The organism is Fulvivirga sedimenti (assembly GCF_020328055.1).
The window spans coordinates 227,368-245,818 of sequence record NZ_JAIXNE010000002.1 but is presented as its reverse complement, the minus strand read 5'-3'; the positions used below and the strand labels follow the sequence as shown (position 1 = coordinate 245,818).

Annotated in this window: 14 protein-coding genes; 3 read left to right on the top strand and 11 right to left on the bottom strand. The window is 44.0% G+C overall.

What is annotated here, in order from left to right; translation table 11 throughout:
• Nucleotides 1-52: 52 nt before the first annotated feature.
• The 4 genes from LDX50_RS07425 to LDX50_RS07410 form a co-directional block, all read right to left on the bottom strand.
• Complete coding sequence (locus LDX50_RS07425; RefSeq protein ID WP_225697806.1) at nt 53-829, bottom strand: M23 family metallopeptidase; 777 nt, start codon at nt 827-829, stop codon at nt 53-55.
• Nucleotides 819-1,628, bottom strand: coding sequence for a PhzF family phenazine biosynthesis protein (locus LDX50_RS07420; RefSeq protein ID WP_225697805.1), 810 nt, complete (start codon nt 1,626-1,628; stop codon nt 819-821). Before LDX50_RS07420 ends, LDX50_RS07425 begins: the two co-directional genes overlap by 11 nt.
• 102 nt (nt 1,629-1,730) lie before the next feature.
• Nucleotides 1,731-5,339: an ABC transporter permease/M1 family aminopeptidase gene (locus LDX50_RS07415; protein ID WP_225697804.1), complete on the bottom strand. Its 3,609-nt coding sequence runs from the start codon at nt 5,337-5,339 to the stop codon at nt 1,731-1,733.
• Nucleotides 5,329-6,231 (bottom strand): ABC transporter ATP-binding protein, encoded by a 903-nt coding sequence (locus LDX50_RS07410; RefSeq protein ID WP_225697803.1) that lies wholly within the window; start codon nt 6,229-6,231, stop codon nt 5,329-5,331. The genes LDX50_RS07415 and LDX50_RS07410 overlap by 11 nt, the downstream gene beginning before the upstream one ends.
• Before the next feature lie 189 nt (nt 6,232-6,420).
• On the opposite strand from LDX50_RS07410, the gene LDX50_RS07405 reads away from it, so the two are divergent.
• Nucleotides 6,421-7,377, top strand: a complete 957-nt coding sequence (locus LDX50_RS07405; protein WP_225697802.1) for a DUF4421 domain-containing protein — start codon at nt 6,421-6,423, stop codon at nt 7,375-7,377.
• Nucleotides 7,378-7,380: 3 nt separating this feature from the next.
• On the opposite strand, the gene LDX50_RS07400 is transcribed toward LDX50_RS07405, so the two are convergent.
• Nucleotides 7,381-8,217, bottom strand: coding sequence for a VOC family protein (locus tag LDX50_RS07400; RefSeq protein WP_225697801.1), 837 nt, complete (start codon nt 8,215-8,217; stop codon nt 7,381-7,383).
• A gap of 171 nt (nt 8,218-8,388) precedes the next feature.
• Here LDX50_RS07400 and LDX50_RS07395 point away from each other — a divergent pair, with 171 nt between their 5' ends.
• Nucleotides 8,389-9,693 (top strand): hypothetical protein, encoded by a 1,305-nt coding sequence (locus LDX50_RS07395; RefSeq protein ID WP_225697800.1) that lies wholly within the window; start codon nt 8,389-8,391, stop codon nt 9,691-9,693.
• A gap of 26 nt (nt 9,694-9,719) precedes the next feature.
• On the opposite strand, the gene selD is transcribed toward LDX50_RS07395, so the two are convergent.
• The 3 genes from selD to yaaA form a co-directional block, all read right to left on the bottom strand.
• Entirely contained in the window at nt 9,720-10,757 is a 1,038-nt protein-coding gene (gene selD / locus LDX50_RS07390) for a selenide, water dikinase SelD (RefSeq protein WP_225697799.1), read from the bottom strand.
• On the bottom strand, nt 10,745-11,791 hold the full coding sequence (mnmH, locus tag LDX50_RS07385) for a tRNA 2-selenouridine(34) synthase MnmH (RefSeq protein WP_225697798.1): 1,047 nt from the start codon (nt 11,789-11,791) through the stop codon (nt 10,745-10,747). The genes selD and mnmH overlap by 13 nt, the downstream gene beginning before the upstream one ends.
• A 128-nt stretch (nt 11,792-11,919) precedes the next feature.
• Complete coding sequence (yaaA, locus tag LDX50_RS07380; protein WP_225697797.1) at nt 11,920-12,684, bottom strand: peroxide stress protein YaaA; 765 nt, start codon at nt 12,682-12,684, stop codon at nt 11,920-11,922.
• 144 nt (nt 12,685-12,828) lie between these two features.
• On the opposite strand from yaaA, the gene LDX50_RS07375 reads away from it, so the two are divergent.
• Nucleotides 12,829-14,652, top strand: coding sequence for an ABC transporter ATP-binding protein (locus tag LDX50_RS07375; protein ID WP_225697796.1), 1,824 nt, complete (start codon nt 12,829-12,831; stop codon nt 14,650-14,652).
• A gap of 3 nt (nt 14,653-14,655) precedes the next feature.
• Here LDX50_RS07375 and LDX50_RS07370 read toward each other — a convergent pair whose 3' ends face one another.
• The 3 genes from LDX50_RS07370 to LDX50_RS07360 form a co-directional block, all read right to left on the bottom strand.
• Nucleotides 14,656-16,407 carry a PAS domain S-box protein gene (locus LDX50_RS07370; protein WP_225697795.1) on the bottom strand — a complete coding sequence of 584 codons (1,752 nt, stop codon included), beginning with the start codon at nt 16,405-16,407 and terminating at the stop codon, nt 14,656-14,658.
• Between the two features lie 2 nt (nt 16,408-16,409).
• Complete coding sequence (locus LDX50_RS07365; RefSeq protein ID WP_225697794.1) at nt 16,410-17,048, bottom strand: TlpA family protein disulfide reductase; 639 nt, start codon at nt 17,046-17,048, stop codon at nt 16,410-16,412.
• 182 nt (nt 17,049-17,230) lie between these two features.
• The gene (locus LDX50_RS07360; protein WP_225697793.1) at nt 17,231-18,163 is read right to left on the bottom strand and encodes a DUF4412 domain-containing protein; all 933 of its coding nucleotides are present in this window, start codon (nt 18,161-18,163) and stop codon (nt 17,231-17,233) included.
• Nucleotides 18,164-18,451: the final 288 nt, after the last annotated feature.

Genomic DNA, 18,451 nt, shown 5'->3' with positions numbered 1-18,451 from the left:
ACCCGATGTCCAATCAGGACACCTTAATATTCCCTTAAAAGATCAAACCAAATCACTGATTCACATAATAATTTCCCGTTACCAGTTTCCGGGGTTGTTGCTTAAATCGAATGGGTATTGACTGGTCATCGTCGTGCACAGCGAAGTGAAGGTGTGGCATGGTTGAAAACCCGGAATTGCCACTTAATCCTATAGGGTCGCCTTCCTCAACCTTTTCTCCAATTTTCACCAATACGCCATTTTTCACCAAATGCACATAGAAGCCGATGGTTCCGTCATCGTGCATGATGAGGATTCTGTTCGCCTTGTTGATCAGGTTGCGGTCGTTGCCCCCTTCTTCAAACTGGTCCTCGGTCCAGACCACCATCCCGCCCCGTGCAGCGCAGACAGTATCTCCGACAGGCATCGAGAAGTCCAGCGCATACCTGCTGGCTTCTGAGTCATGTGAGAAAGCACCATTAAATCCCTGGATGAGTTTATAACGGCTTCCTTCCTTGAAAGGAAGCGTGTACCTATACCGTTTGATTTTTAACTGTTCTCCACTTCCGATCCGCACGGTGAAATTAAAAGAATCAAGAATGGCCGTAGTATCCGGCTGATTTTTCAGAGGCAACTCAAGCACAGTCTCAGGCACATTTCCGGAAGGTAATAAATATGTCTTAATATTTGTTGAATCTTTGATTATCAGTCTGATATCAACAGGTAATTCATTTTTAGCTTTAAGTATAAATTTCTCCTCTGAAATACTCTTTTCAAAAGTGACCTGCGAGAATGAGATATTACAGAGCGAAACTAATAACAGGAAAAGGATAATGCACTTATCCGACATTGGCAACTTCGGATACGGTTAATTTTCCGGTTGCTATTTTTTGAAAATAGCCTTGCAGGCGAGTCGTATTTGACTGAACCTGGCATTTAAAATATCCACCCCTTGGGCTGAGTTGAACCGCTTTCAGTTCCGTCTTCCCGAGGCGTTCTGCCCAGAATGGGGCGAGAGCAGCATGGGACGACCCGGTGGCATGATCCTCCAGTTGTTGAACATGGGGCACAAGTGTTCTGCTTACAAAATCCGCTACATTACCGGGGGCGGTTACAGCGTACCCAAAGACTTTGATTTGCCGCAGGGCGGCGAAGTCGGGCTCCATATTAAAAACGTCCTCTTCAGTTTCCAGAAGAACGATATCTTTGTTTGGAGTCGGGAAATACCCGACGATTTGTTTGCCAAGTGCTTCCTGAAGTCCGTCAGGGGCGTCAGTTTGTCCGCTCACCAGGATCGAATCGAGTTCCATGACTGCTTGCGATTCAGCAGTGATCTGACCGTATAATTTTTGTTCACCCGCAATCAAACGGACAGTTGTGCTGGTGTCATTTGCGAGATGAGCTATGGCAGCGAGCGTTCCATGCCCACACAATCCGATCTCTGCATCAGGTGCAAACCATCGAACCAGGTAATGAACATCGTCACCTGCAGGAGCAATGAAGGTTGTTGCAGGTTGATTCAGGTCGGCGGCAAGCCGTTGCATATAATCACCTGAAGGCATAATTTCCTGGTAAACCACTGCCGCCGTATTTCCGAGTAATCCCGCTTTGGGCTGATTAAATACCGTGTAAATTGAGAATTCTTCCATACCATTAAATTACTGGTAACTCAATTTCTCACCAAGGGTTTGGAAAAATAAAACGCCCCTTCATTCAAAGGGGCGTTTCCTAAACAAAAACCAATCGGTTTATCAGGTACCTTCATCACTGAAGGTGACAGCTTTGGTATTATCAGTCGGGTTACGGTCTATTAGTTTATTAATCGGGTCTATTCCCGCTTTTACCGGATCCTCATTCACTGTTATAGTAATCGTTTGTTCATTACTCTCAAACTTGTGTTTTTTGAGGTACGTAAGTTGTTCCTTGCCGTCCTTGAAGGTATATACCCCAATGTCGATCCAGTCCCGGATAGGAACCTCGGTTTCCGTACCAAGCGTATCGGCCTCGAGTTTTTTTGCACTCAAATCCAGTGTTACTTCCCATTCCTGATCTCCCTTCTTAACGACGGAAGCCTCATTAACCTTGTTCTCGAAAAGAACTATTTTTTCGAAGAGATCCGTAACAAGAAATTGCAGACTATCGGGAGTAACATCTCTGAGGTAGGGGATGAGGTCCTTGGTTGACGGATAACGGTCCTTGTCTCCATAGGCATGCCATTCTTCCACAAAACGCCGTAATGCCGTATTAACACTGTCTTCGCCAATATAATCCTGTAATGCGAACATGTTTACCGCACCCTTTCCGTAATGGATATAGTTTTGTGATTCCACCTTTGTAAGGGTCATTTCACGCTTTTGTTCGCCAGACCGTCCTGAAAGATACCTGTTCATCTCTTCCTTCAGGAACTCCTTCATATTTTCCATGGAGTATTCATTCTTCATTACCATAAGAGCCGAATACTGTGAGAGAGACTCAGAAAGCATGGCGGCTCCCTGCACATTCGCAGGTACGATCTGATGTCCCCACCACTGGTGAGCGAGTTCATGAGCCGTTACAAAATAGGCGACATCCACATCATCATCATCTTCTATCTCCAGCATAAAACCAATGCCTTCGGAAAAAGGAACAGTATTGGCAAATGACTGCGCAAAACTTGAATACCTGGGAAATTCCATAATTCGCATCTGACGATATTGATACGGCGAGAAATTTTCGGAGAAATAGGCGAACGATTGCTTCATGGCTTTCATCATACGGTCCAGGTTATATTCATGGCCCTTATGATAATATATTTCAAGAGCGATCTCCTTCTCACCACTGTCAAGCGGAATCGTCATTTTATCCCGCATCACTTCGTACCGTGCTGAAACTACATTGTAGAAATTGGCCATGGGTACATCCATTTTGTAGTGGAAGTATCGCCGGTCACCTTCTTCCCATTCTTTTTGCAGGTAACCCGGAGCAATGGCAATCTGGTCCGGGCTTGTGCTTACCACCATTTCGAACATAATGCCATCGGCGTCATCTCCGAAAAAGCTGTTTGCCAGCCCTCTTGGATCATCCCGGTCAAGATTCCTGTCCTTTGGTTTCAGATCATAATCCTTACGGTCGCTGTCGGAGAATAGTTCGAATCCTTCGTTATATCCGAGCGATGGGAATTGAGACGAATTGAAGAAAGTTCCGTTGAATACGACGGTGTTATTCGGACTGCCCTCAACGAATCCTCGTGTGATGAAAGAGGTCTTAAAATGCATTTCCATTTCTTCACCTGGTTCGAGTGCCTGATTCAATGAGTAAATCCGATACCCGAATTTGCTGAAGTTCTCAGATAATACTGCCGGTCTGTCGAAATAGATGGTATCGGTATGAATCTGGAAATCTGTACTCAGCTGAACATGAATGTCCCGAATAGGTTCATTACTTTTATTTTTCAATATATAGCTACCTGTTGCCTCATAATCACGATTATACGGGTAGATATCTACATCCATGGTAACATCGGTGATCTTGGGCTGAATCAGGTATTCATACTGTTTCAGCTCTTTTTCATAATCTGTCTGCAATTCCTCCTGGTCATCTGAGTTTTGATATTTATTCAGCATGTTGGTGTTATAAAATATATAACATCCGGAGAGCAGGAATACGATAACGGAGGTCATAATAAAAATAGATAGTGACCTTGATAGTCTGAGTTTTCCTATTCGGAATCGGATCTTCAGCAGTGCCTCAGACCCCCTGACAGCAAACAAAGTAGCGACTGCAAACAGAAGGGTTGCCAGGCCGAACCAGTAAACATTGAACCAGCTGAATCCGGGTACATAATGACCGAAACCGTTCATATCGGAGTAAGGACCCAGATCGGAACTGCCAAACCTGAATAACCGGTGTTCAACACCCAAATTCGTTAATACGAGGGTCGAAATAAAGAAAACGATCATCATCGCGTAACCGAGGAATTTATTGTTGACCATTACCTGGATGAAGAATGCCAGCATGGTAAACAGAATCAGGAAGAACAGTGTGTCACTAAATAGTGTCGAGAAATATACACCCAGCTCAAAGTTATAATATCCTCGTGCTGCCTGGATAATAATTGCCGTCACGATCAGTGCCAGCAGAAGTGTGACGTAGATCAGGACCATGCCAAAGAATTTTGCCAGCAAATTGGTCATATCCCGCACAGGCATGGCATCATAGATCAGGTTGATCTTTACTTCCCGTTCTTTCCATATGAGTTCACCGCTGTAAACGACCAGGATGATCATCATGAACAGTTGGAAACCGCTGATAAGCTCCAGCATCAGGTACGTTGTGGGGTAGGTATACGTACCAAATGTGCGACCCATGTAAAACGAATTCACAATCAGAATGAACATCCCGAAAAAGACGATGGCCTGAAAGGGAATACTTTTTAATACCTGGTTAAAATAGAACCAGGTCTGACTTGTGAGTTGTTTCAAAGTCGTTTTGAAGCCAAAAAGCTGTGTTGCTGCCGGAATCGGTATGGTGGCTGCCACCGCGTCTTTAACCGCCCTTTGAATTTTTCGGCCTTTTCGTGAGCGTACCACGTTAAAATTGAAAGCAAAGTATCCGCCGATCAGTGCCAGCACTCCAATGGTGGTCCAAAGAATCCGGTTTAACAGGAAATCCCCGGCGATTGGAATGGTAAGACTGTTCTTTTCATCCACTGTCCAGTATTGTGTTTCCACGTTTATGGTGCTGATCCCAAACGGATCAAGTATTGATGCGAGGCTCCGGTTATCTATCTCTTCGAAAAGAATGGCTGTAATCTGATATACAATGAATAAAATAATCCACTGGAGGTATACATACACCATTTTTCGCGAAAGCGCCCCGCTGACAAAAAAGATGGCTCCCGAGAAAAACAGACTCGGAATAACTATCCAGACGAAAGGATGGAGGTAATTCCAGAGACTGAAGGGAAGAAGTTTGTCAACATCTCTCCACCACATGAATTCACCGAGGATGAATCCAAACAGGATACCGCTGAAAACAAAAAGAAGCGTGATGAATGACCCTACAAATCGTCCTGCCAGGTAATCAAATTTTGAAATCGGATTCACGAACATGATGGAGGCCATGTCGTGTTCATAATCACGAAGGACAGCAACCCCCATGATGGCAGACGGGATCATCATGAAAATGGCGGCCAAAATGGCCATCATGGTAGCGATGGTTGTAGGCGCGTTCTCCTTTACCAGTCCGGCTCCACCGCCAATCTGTACCACGTCGGTGGATATTGCCAGGAATGAGAGCAGGAACAGTATGGCAAAATAAATATAGGTTGCCGGCCGCTTGAAGCGGTATTTGAGTTCGAAAGCAAGAATCTTAAGCCACATAGTTCTCCTCGTTTACGGTTGAGTTCTCCGACAGGATGGTTGTGAAGTAAACATCCTCAAGATGTGATTCCACCGCCTCGAAGGAGGGGTCCGGCTGAAGATCGCTCATTACACGTATTTCCGGCTGTCCGGCAAACATTTTTTCAGAAATGACGTGATATTGTGAACGGTAGCCCTCAATCTCACCTTTTTCAATCCGTTTCCGCCAGATCTTTCCTTTAATTGCATCAATAGCTTCCGCGGGGTTTCCTTTTAACAGTACCTGACCCTGGTGTATAATAGCCATATCGGTACATAGTTCACGTACGTCATCTACGATATGGGTTGACAGGATCACTACTGTATTTTCCCCCAATTCAGCCAGGAGATTATGGAAACGGTTTCGTTCCGCCGGATCAAGTCCCGCGGTAGGTTCATCCACGATGATCAGTTTTGGGTCTGCAAGCAACGCCTGTGCGATACCAAATCGTTGCTTCATTCCACCAGAAAAACCTCCCAGGTTCTTTTTTCTGTGTTGATAGAGATTGGTTTTCTTTAATAAAGCTTCCACAAGATCTGCACGTTCTCCCTTGTTTGAGATGCCTTTAAGAATTGCGAGGTGATCCAGTAAAACCTCGGCTGATATCTTAGGGTATACACCAAATTCCTGCGGCAGATATCCGAGTACCTTACGGACTTCATCTTTTTGCCGTAGCACGTCAATATCGCCGAGGGTAATTTCGCCGGAATCCGGTTCCTGGAGAGTGGCAATGGTTCGCATGAGACTTGATTTTCCGGCACCATTGGGGCCGAGTAATCCAAACATACCTTGAGGGATTGTCAGGGTTACATCCTTAAGTGCCTGGATGCCATTAGAATATGTTTTAGAAAGATTTGAAATGGTTAGCTGCATGGGTTCATATTTTCAGTTCTTCCGAACATACACCCAGAAACTTCATTTTCCATCGAAACTTTAGTGAACAGCCAATTTTAACCTGTGAACGGTGAGGTATGCTGACGATTCGTTGTTCCCGAAATAAATATTAACTTCAGGTCAGTGAAATCCTGTATACTATTTAGTGTAATCATAGTATTACTCTCCTTGAGTCGTTCATTAACAGCACAGGATAAAGTATTCTCTGATATTGATACGACGTATATACAAACATTTCCGGACCAGGTAACGGCCAGATTCTATTTTTCAAGGAAATACACGGGTTTCAATATTAGCTATCCATTATTGGTAGATCAAACGTTCAAATATCTTCCAAATACAACGCGTAATCTTGGTATTGGTGCCACCTATAAATGGGCTACGTTAAACCTGGCGTATGGATTCGATTTCATGAACCCCGATCAGGGCAAGGGTAAAACAAGGTATCTCGACCTGCAGGCACATCAATACCTGGGAAAAATGAATATCGATTTGTTCGGTCAGTTTTACCGGGGTTATTACCTGAAAGACTACACGACCGCATCCGGAGAAAAATATCTGAGGGAAGATTTACAGGTTCGTGAATTTGGCGCGGTTTATCAATACATTTTTAATCACCGGAAATTCTCTTTTCGGGCTGCGATGATGAATTCCGAATATCAGAAGCGATCTGCAGGTACCTGGATTCTGGGTGGAGACTTCTTTTTTGGAAAAGTAAAGGCAGACAGCAGTCTTATTCCTGGTTCATTTGAAGTAGAACAGTTAATTGAATATGATGAACTGGATTTTTTTAAAATTGGTCCGAACGGTGGTTACGCCCATCAATTTGTGTTGAAAGAACACTTTTTTTTCCTGATTTCAGCCACAGCGCACCTGGGTATTGGATACTATAAGCTGGGTGCAGAAAATGACGAATTCCGTGAAAGCTATGCTTGTATTGATCTGGGCTTAAAAACCGCTATCGGCTACAATTCCAACAGGTTTACGGTAAGTGCATTTTTCGTAACCCAACGCGTACAGGTTAGTAATAATTACCGAAACCTTCTGAATACAGGTAATCTGAGATTTATTGTAGCCTATCGCTTTCATAAAAATCAATGGTTCAAAAAGAATTCGCCGAACTGATTATCAATTACCAATCAATTCAATGAAAATTCCATCCGGATCCTGGATGAGCACAAAGCGGCGACCGTCGGGCAGCGAAGTGGGCGATTCGCCAAGTAATTCAATGCCAGCTGCTTCAAGTCTGTTCAGCAGTGTGTCGAGGTTGTTCACGAAAAGCGTAATGTATCGCATGCCCAGGTGATCCTGAATGTGATTATTCTTTGCCTGTCGTGCAGGATTTTTAAAACTCATTACTTTCCATTGACTGGCTGATGGATTATCCGAGGTTCCTAAAACCACCACATCGAAAGGCTCACCATTGCTTAGTCCGGAACGTTTGCCGAAATCCTCATCGATCGAGAATTCACCCGTTTTCACCATCCCCAAAACATTCGTATAGAAGTTCACCGATTTTTCAAGGTCACTGACGACCACTCCGACCTGTATGTCGCTCCGAACAAAATCAGGCTTCAGGTCGCGGCCCGGATAGGAGTCATAAATTTGTACCCGCTCCCAAAGGTGGCTGGCTTCCTCGATGAAGGTCAGGTGCACATCTTCCTTCTGGTAGAGATCCTGCAGCTCGGCGCTTTCGAAAGTTGCGACAAGGTTGAAGGTATAGGAATTATCAACCACCTCCCGCGGGGTACCTGCAGGTGGGGCAATGTGATAGGAAGTTATGTATTTACTGCTTTGTATGAATTTTTCAAGTGAAGCCAAAAACTCCTTCTTGTCGGATTCGCTGTCGGGGTTTTTCAGCCAGAAATAAACTGAGTGAACAAATTTTCCCGGAATAGGTGCAGGTTGTGAAAAGGCAGTCATACAGCAAACGCTAAGGATGAGAATGAGGCTGAATTTTAGCATAATGTAGTAGCTTGATCAAGGTTTAATCCCTAAAAATAGAAAAAACATCGACGATATATAACTATTTAATCTTGCCTTCAGAAATAAAGGACAAATGACTTGGGTTATTGGGCAGACATAAATATGTTATGATCCAATTAACATATTCTACGAATTCATAAATTCCACCTGATGATATTTAACCCAGGAAAGTATGTTCTGTTCTTTCTGTTGTTTTCGCTCTCAGTCTCAGGGTCAGGCCAAACGCTGAAGGACGGCAAACTCACCCTTAATGAAGACGGTACTCATTATGTGAAATTCACCTTGCTTGCACAGGTTTGGAACCGCTATCAGAAATTCAATCCGGGGACAACGGTATACGGGGAGCCGCAATCCGATGGATATGATATTGGAATACGGCGTTTCAGGATTCAGTTTTATGGGCAATTAAGCGATCGCGTATTTATTTACAGTCAGATTGGAGAGAATAACTTCAACTTTCTCAGTGACCGAAAGGCTGGTTTTTTTGTCCATGACGCCCTGGGAGAGTATGAGATAGTGGCTGATAAATTTACCATGGGAACAGGGTTGACTGCCTGGTCCGGACTTTCAAGGTTTTCCACCCCATCGATAACTTCCATTATGGGAATTGATGTACCGCTCTTCCTGCAGTCGACGAACGATATCACTGACCAGTTCCTGCGAAAGCTGTCAGTATATGCCAAAGGAAAATTAGGTCGTTTTGATTACAGGCTAACCATTGCCCATCCCATGGCGATTCAGAAATCAGGTTTTTATAATCCGGAGATTTCATCTGTATCAACTTTCTCTGCCAAACCTCCTAAAAAACAGTGGAACGGATACTTTCAATATCAATTCAGGGACTCTGAATCAAACAAAATGCCCTATATGACCGGAACCTATCTGGGCAAGAAGGATGTATTCAATATTGGGGCAGGGTTCATTTTTCAGCCCGATGCCATGTGGCATACCGTATCCCCGATGGATACCGTTACGACCGACTTGCTTAACGTGGCGGTCGACATTTATTATGACAGTCCCATTGGTAATGAAGGAAAGACATTAAGCTTCTATGGCGTCTTTACCCATTACGACTTCGGACCGAATTATACCCGGAACCTTGCCCTCATGAATCCGGCAAACGGGACCAGTGATAACACTCTTTTGAATGGGGGAGGAAATGGATATCCGGTGGGCGGAACTGGTAATATGCTGTATGGGCAGCTGGGGTATAAGCTTAAAGACAATGCATTGTGGAAAACTTCATTTATGCCATATATCGCCACTGAAATAGGGTTTTTCGAACGACTGAACGATACGATGGTCTTTTATGATGCCGGTATTAACTGGTTGCTCGATGCAAATACATCAAAGCTGACCATTGCCTATCAAAACAGGCCCTTGTTTCGCACCAACGGTGATCTGGATGGCAGGAGAGGAGCCGTTCTGTTACAATATCAGGTGTATTTTAATTAGTGAATTTTCCCGATCAGGATTATGATTCAGGAAATCCGGATCAGAGGAATATCCTCTGCCGGTGTCTGCAATTCACCGAAAGGCCACAAGTTCATTCCCTGCTTAGACATCACAGATTCAAACTCCTGCCGGAAGGCGCTGTCTACGGAGATTAGTAATCCTCCTGACGTTTGTGGGTCCGCAAGAATATCCAGCCAGTCGGTATTCTCTGCTAATATTTTATGTCCATAGCTACGCAGGTTGCGCTTAGTTCCGCCAGGAAAACATTTCCCGGCAATGTAGGGCTCCAGAAAACTAAATTTTGGGACCTTTTCGAAATCAATCATGGCACTTACGCCCGAACCTTCACACATCTCGACCAGGTGTCCGAGTAATCCAAATCCGGTAACATCGGTGAGGGCGTTTACATAGGACAATCCGGCCAGCATTTCCCCTGTTTTATTCAGTGTAAGCATGCTGTCACGAACCACTTTCAGGTCTTCATCGCGCACGATCCCCTTTTTTTGTGCAGTTGTAACGATGCCTACTCCAATAGGTTTGGTCAGGTATAGCAAGGAGCCGGGAAGTGCACCATCATTCTTTTTTATTTGCCCTGTTTTTATACGCCCTGTTACGGCCAATCCGAAGATCGGTTCGGGGGCATCAATACTGTGACCTCCGGCAAGGGGTATTCCGGCAGATTCACAAGCTGTCCTGCTCCCTTTTAATACAAGAGCGGCGATATCCGGAGAAAGTTTATCCACCGGCCATCCGAGAATCGCTATCGCCATGAGGGGAGTACCGCCCATCGCATATATATCTGAAATAGCATTTACAGAAGCGATACCACCAAAATCCTCCGGATCATCTACGATGGGCATGAAGAAATCAGTCGTGCTGATGATTGCTTCACCATTACCCAGGTCAAAAACGGCCGCATCGTCCTTCGTACTGTTCCCAACCAGGAGTCCAGGAAACGTTAAGGAGTTTGGATTATGCTGCAGGATTTGTTCAAGAAGGTCAGGGGCAATTTTACAGCCGCATCCCGCACCGTGACTAAATTGGGTTAGTTTTATTTTTTCCATTGTAGGATCGACGCATTTTGTTTATTGGGTATTTCCGAAAGGACGGATGCCGTCTCAGCAATTGAATCGTGCTGTAAGGTGAGAATATCAACTATATGCTGATTTCTTCGATTTTTAACATAGTCATATGACTTATCATAGTACGTAAGCAGAATTTCCGCAACTATAGCCAGTTCCCCTGATTTGAGTGCTTCCATGGCCCTTTTTTCATGTTGGCCGCCAAGTTTCTTTCCGATCTTCTGAATAGCTTCCCCAAGGGTGGCTCGATCAAATTCCCCATATTCATCTACGAGCCGGCGCACCCGCTCTTTTAGTGGAATATCCAGCATTACAACCGGCGCATGGGACATCTGTTTCCATAGGTCCTCAGGCAGGCCTACCTTCCCAATCGACGATGATTCATCCTCCAGCCATATGGGTTGATCATGATCCATGACATACATAGTCATGAATAATTCATTCTGAAATTGTTCAGTGGAAGGTTGCGGCGGGAGTCCGAGACTGCCAAAAGCAGATCCGCGGTGATTAGCAAGGCCCTCGAGGTCCACTACCTGATGCCCCTGTCGCATAAGTTCGAGAAGGATCTCGGTTTTGCCGCTGCCCGTTTTGCCACCGAGGATTATGATCGGAAGGGGTTGCGCGAAGTATTCAAGAAGGGCACGCCTGAATGCTTTATAACCATCTTGCAGAACCATGACTTCAAGGCCTGCGGTTTGAAGGAGCCATGCCATGCTTGCGGATCTCATTCCGCCACGCCAGCAATGAATCATCAGTTTATCACTTTTGAGCGCTTCCGCAGATTCAACAAAATGAACCATCTTTGGGCCAACCAGTTTGAGCCCTAATTTAATAGCGGCTTTTTGTCCTTCCTGTTTATAGCAAATGCCTACGCGCCGTCTTTCCAGATCTGTAAATAAGGGTATATTTATTGCTCCCGGGATATGGGCAAATGTATATTCCGATGGCGATCGCACGTCGATGAGCGGAATCTCTTGGATACTTTCCAGTACGTGTGTTACATCAATCTTCTTCATAGGAGCAGACTTCGCCTGACCAAAGATACAAGTAAATTGTGCAATCCCTGTTGCGATGAATTATCCGGGCTGATCAGAACGAAGTTGTTCCTTTAAGTTTTAGCGATGTGAATTTCGATCGACTTCGCTTACTTTCTTCGAAAGGAGAAAGTGCTATAATCAGATCGATTCGCGTCGAACTCATATCCTTCAAGGTTAAAACCCTTCAGATCTTCCGGATCGGTGAGTTTATTTTCCGCCATATATCGAACCATCAGTCCGCGTGCCTTCTTTGCGTAAACAGCAATGAATTTGTAGTCGCCCTGACTGAAATCCCTGAATTCAATATTGATGAGTCTGCCCTTTACTTTTTCAGCATCGACGGCTTTAAAATATTCCTGGGATGCAAGATTGATCAGCACAGGGTTATCCTGTTCTTTCAGGGCCTTATTCAGTTTACGGGTAATCTTGTTTCCCCAATATTCATAGAGATTTGAATAACCATTAACAGCTACTCTTGTGCCCATTTCAAGACGATAGGGCTGTATAACATCAAACGGACGGAGCAATCCATACAGGCCGGATAATATTCGAAGGTGCTCACCAACATAATTCCAGGCTTCTTCATCAAGTGATTCGATATCCAGTCCCCGATACACCTCACCTTTAAAAGCAAAAACGGCCTGTCGTGCATGTGCCGGGTGGCGCGTAAGGGAAAAGTTATCGAAACGTTCAACATTGAGCGTAGCCAGGTCTTCGCTGATGTCCATCATCGACTGCAGATCTCCTGCCGATTTCTGACGCATCTCTTTAACCAGCTTATTAGCCTCTGTTTTAAAGTCAGGTTTTGTCTGAACGAAATCGGTCTGATTTTCAAAGTCAAGTGTTTTAGCTGGTGAAATAATTGCAATCATAGAATAGGGTAATGAATTAAATTAGTTTTCAAGTTTAACAAGTGTTAGGCAAAATTGATCTAATTTTTGGCATATTTTCCTGCAATGCGTGAGAAAAGCATTTTGTCAAAGATCGCTTACGCATTTTCGCTTTTATAAACCACTATGCGAACTCCCGAATCAATAAAAGATAAGCCAGAATTGAAAGGATCTTTCAGGGCCCTGCGATTTATCCCCAGGTTTTTTATGGAAATCTGGCGAACAAATCGCTTTTTATTCCTGTCAAATCTGCTGTGCCGCCTGCTCAACGCCTTCGTGCCGATCGCACTATTATGGGTTGGGAAATTAATCATAGATGAAATTGTGCTCCAGGTTTCACTGGACGAAACAGATCTTTCTGCTTTATGGATGTATGTGGGTGCCGAATTAGTGCTCGCGCTGCTTTCCGACCTTTTAAGCAGAGCTATTGGTCTTACTGACGGCCTGCTCGGTGACCTGTATGCCAATGCATCATCGATCATTATTATTCGTAAGACCAAGGATATTACGATCAGTCAGCTCGAAGACCCTGATTTTTATGATAAGCTGGAAAGGGCAAGGCAACAGACGACCAGCCGCGTAAACCTGATGTCAGAATCTCTGACCCAGGTCGAAAACATCATTTCTATGATCTCGCTCATCGCCGGACTGATCTACTTTGAACCATGGCTACTTATTTTGCTCGTGTTAAGTATCATTCCATCATTTATCAATGAGATCAAATTCAGTTCCAGGCGTTATTCACTGGCCCGTTCATGGACTGCTGAACGTCGTGAGCTGGATTACCTGCGTTATATAGGAGCGAATGACCAGACGGCCAGGGAAGTTAAATTATTCGGAATTTCTGATTTCATAGCAGGGCGATTCCAAAAGGTTTCCGATGAATACTATCAACTCAATAAAGCACTAGCTATTCGTCAGACTTCATTTGGTGCCGTTTTTAATATGCTGGGTGTTCTTAGCTATTATGGAGCCTATGTTCTGATTATTTTACGGGTGATAGCGGGCGTTCTGACCCTGGGGGATCTCACGTTCCTGTCGGGCTCTTTTAACCGCTTACGGGGAAACCTGCAGGGATTTTTTCTTCGTTTTACACGTATCACCGAGCGGGCATTGTACTTACGGGATTACTTTGATTTTATTGATCTGGTCGTTGAGGATCCTTCCGATCAGTCGCTGCCGGTTCCCAAGGTTATCAGGGAGGGATTTAAGGTGAAGAACTTATCCTTTGCCTATCCCGGTTCAGCTCAGAACGTGCTGACCGATGTTAGTTTTACACTGCGGCCCGGTGAGAAAATGGCATTTGTCGGACAAAACGGGGCAGGTAAGACCACCCTCATCAAATTGTTTCTTCGGTTTTATGAACCAACATCAGGAGAGATCACCTTGGAGGGGGTTAACATCAGCCGCTACAACCGAGATCAATACCAGCAGCTCTTCGGCGTTATTTTTCAGGACTTCTTCAAATATGAATTTACGATGAGGGAAAATATTGCGGTCGGCAATATTGATGAACTTGAAAATATGGAGCGGATTGAGGTCGCGGCCGAAAGGAGTCTGGCAAGTGAGGTTATATCGGAGCTTGAACTTGGTCTGGATCAACAGCTGGGCAGGCGCTTTGCTCAGGGAAAGGAATTGTCTGGCGGACAATGGCAGAAGGTTGCTTTAGCGCGGGCATATATGAAGGACGCGAATGTGCTGATCCTTGACGAACCAACAGCGGCGCTGGACGCTAAAGCCGAGTACGAAGTTTTTCAGCGTTTCATAGGACTTACGCAGGACAAAACCAGTATCATCATTTCTCACAGGTTCAGCACGGTTCGAATGGCAGACAGGATACTGGTTCTTCGCGAGGGCCGGCTCGAAGAACTCGGCACCCACGAAGAACTCATGCAGAATAAAGGGCTTTATGCCGAATTATTCGAGCTTCAGGCGGCAGGATACAGATAGAAGTTATTCTGCCACCAGTTCGGCTGATTTTTCAACAGTTGTTGACAAAGGGATGCCAACATGAAGGATTCCCGATGGCTCTCCATTCACGTCTGTGATCATTGAATAAGATCCCTGGAAAGCAATTATCTTTCCCGTTGATGCAATCTTCTCAAATCGTCCGTGTAGTGGTTCTCCGGGACGCACATTTCGAATCAGTGCCTGGAAGGTATCAAGATCTTTTTCAGACGTGCTGATAAGTGAAGAATATTTCTGACCAAGAAGATCGTCCGGTGCAAAGCTGAGCATCCTGGCAAATGCCGTGTTGGTATTGATGATCTTACCGCTCATATCGAATTCAACGAATCCAAGATTACTTTCATTGAGCGCCTGAAAACGGCTTTCAAATTCCTTGGATTTACGCTGCATTTCTTCCTGTGTTGCGGATAATTCTTCCATGTTCTGTCGCATTTCTTCGTCCTGTGACCTTAACATTTCAGTCTGCTCCTGTGATTTCTCGAAAAGCATTTTTGTCTTGCTGTTTACCTTTGCAGAGGCAATTACTGAGGCAATACTTTCACATACCTTGATCAGGAAATCGATCTGGAACTGTTCAAAATCCTTGAATGTGGCTATTTCAATAACCCCTTCAATGATTTGGTCAGTTTTTATCGGGAGTACTGCCAGAAAGCGGGGAGAGGCTTCACCCAAACCGGAAGTGATATTGAGATAACCCTCGGGAATTTCCTTCAGGAGGGTTGGCTCACGCTCAAGGAAACATTGTCCAACCAATCCTTCTCCAATTTCTATTTTTTTGTTGAGGAACTTCTTGCGATTGTAGGCGTAGCATCCTTTTAGCTCAAGATATTCTCCGTCTTCATTCTCAGTGTGTATGAAAATAGCTCCCTGGTTCGCCTTCAGGTATTTGACCAGGTAACTTATTACCTGATATGAAAGTTCGTCCAGATCATTATCATGTGCACGGATAATTTCACTCAATTCGGCGATGCCCAGGTTTATAAATCGTTCTTCTTTTTCCCGCTCGCTGCTTTCCTTCAGGCTGTTGCGCATTTCCATCAGTGCCGCTCCTAACAAATCGCCTTCACGAAGTTCTATTTCAGTTTCCAGGTTTCCATTAGCAATCTCATTAGCAATTTCAATGTTCTTGGAAGTGATTGCATCGGAAGCGCGAAGCTTTAAGATATTTTCAGCATTTGAGATGGTATGTTGGGCAAGGTTATGCGCATAGATTGCCGCCAGTATAACACCAAAAGCATACAGCCCGGCATGGAACAGGAATGTTTGGAAATCCATGAACTCCAACTGGGTAAAATAGATTTGCTGATAAGCAATATTCTCATTGACTACTCCCAAATATTGTATGTATGCAAAGGCAGAGTGATGAACGACCACAAACAGCAATTGCGGCAGGAATGCCCATTTGTTCTGATATGTGATCATGGCTATGATGGCAATGAATGCAGTAAAATGCATTTCAAACAGCCCATGCATCTGATAAATGAATTGTGCCATGAATATTCCGAAGACAAGGCTGCCAACGTACTGAAGAATATAATTCTCCTTAAAAATTGCCTTCGTTCCGAAATAAAGTATCAAACAGAGTGATCCTACGCCGATACCTACGATCCAGGTGTCATAAAAGAATGACAGCAGGATGCCAAATGCAAAATATCCAAACAGGACTTTCTCAATAATACGGTTCGACTTGCCGTGAACCTCATTAAAAAATTGACGTATTTCCTTTTTCGTAGCCATTTTTAAAAAATTGATAAAAGGTTTGTACTGTTATTTGCTTCAGAGTTGGAGGGTAATTCGCAGCCATATGCGGTTAATGCCACTTCAGGGAAATAGGGAGGTTCTTCCCCATTGAGCATTGCATCCAGGGCAATTTCGGCAAACTTGGTATTGCGTGAAACGCAAAAGCGTGCCCGGTTGTAATTGCCTTTATAATAAATCTTATGGTCCTGTATTAAAACCGCCTGTGGTGTGCTGTAAATACCGAGGGCATCTGCGATGCTTCCATCCGGGTCATCGATTACTTCTATGCCCAGATCATATTTCTTTTTGAATTCTTCGATTTTCAGAGGATCCTGATCTTCGCTTTGCAATACCGCAATAAACTGAATGTCATCTGAATACCTGCGAACCATAGATTGGAATTCAGTGATGTTGAAACGAGAACACGGACAATCATAATTGTAAAAGTGAACGAATACTCCCTTTTTGCCGGGAAGCCGGGGCAGGATCGCTTCTACACTGTCGCCTGTTTCTACCTGTTTAAGGTTTTGCGGGATGGGTGTGGGAAGGGTATACTTATATTCCTGCTCCCAAAAAAGGAATCCAATACCGCCAAGTGCAGTAAGTGTGAGCGCAAGAAAAAGTAAAATTTTTTGCATATAAGTATACCAATTTAAAAGAGGCATAAATATAGGCCACACATACGTCCAATCGATTTAAATCAGACGTTCGAATATACTCATGTAATAAATGCCTCGGATTTGAGCATAAACGGGGTTTTAAGCAACAAAAAAGCCCTGTGTTTGAACAGGGCAAATGTGAAATGGTCAGAACCGGATAACTACTGTTCTTCTGTCTGTTCCAGGCCATTTTCATAATCGGCCATCACAAAGTCAAAATTTTCGGTGGTATTGATTTCTATGATCTTCATGGTGGTGTCACCGTCGCCTGTTTTAGAGACATAGTTCATTTCAAGCACATCACCTTCAGGAAGCTGGTCGAAATATGTGGCATATTTCTTTTTCATTTGCTGAGAGAAAAGGAAGTTATTTTTGGACCAGTAGGAGGAATATCCCTGAATAGGTTCTTCACTGACCCAATAGCGGGCCGTATACTCATCTGTTTCTGTCTGATATTCATTACATGTATAACCCATGATGGTTTTTGTATTACCTGTTTTGGTTATGTTAAAATCTGCAACCTTCATTGAATCCATGGTGCTTTCAATTGAAGAATCCATCATTTTACTCCAGTCAAGCCCATATGCCACACGGGATTTCTCGCCCTTCTTGTTTTCCAGTAGCATGATTGTGGCTTTATGAGTGTTATCAAAAATCATTACAGTTCTTTCCAGGTCCTTATCATCCGTTTCCAATTGCATGGCCCAAACCTCGGCGTTGGTACTCATAAAAGTTCTGAACTGTGTGGGGTCTATTTCTTTTCCCTTTTCATCAGTGCCAGAAATTTCCATATCTGTAAATCCTTCGAAATGATAACTATCTTCGGTTTCAACATTCAGGTCGATGCCCTTTAACATTTCACTGTAATCATATCCTGCACCCTCATACTGGGTTGGCGGTCCGAAAATTTGTTCCAGATAACGGTCTGTCTGTTTCTGAGCGGCCTTCTCTATTTCATGGGCAACACGTCGTTCTACAGCTTCCTGCACGCCATCCTCAGCCGCCTGTTTGAGTTTTTTCAGTAGCTGTGCATCGGCGGATGTTGTTATGAAGAATGCGGCTAACAGAAATAAAATGACGTTCCTGGTTTTCATGGCTTATGCGGTTTTAATCGTTAAAGGAATATACTTAATAGGCGATTAAATCTCTAATATTCAGACTGCTAAAAGAATTAAATCATGAAAATTCACTAGAATTAGGTAGAAATCTTTAATAGTTTTTTTAGGGTAAAGCTTACCGCATGTTTATTGATTTAATTATTAATTCTTCAATGATTGAAGTAACAGCCTGAATATCTGACGGGATGATAAGGGAGGAGATTATCTGTTTAAATTTGTCTACAAGTGTAATTCCGCCAATACTTATGAGCGCGTTTTTTGAGA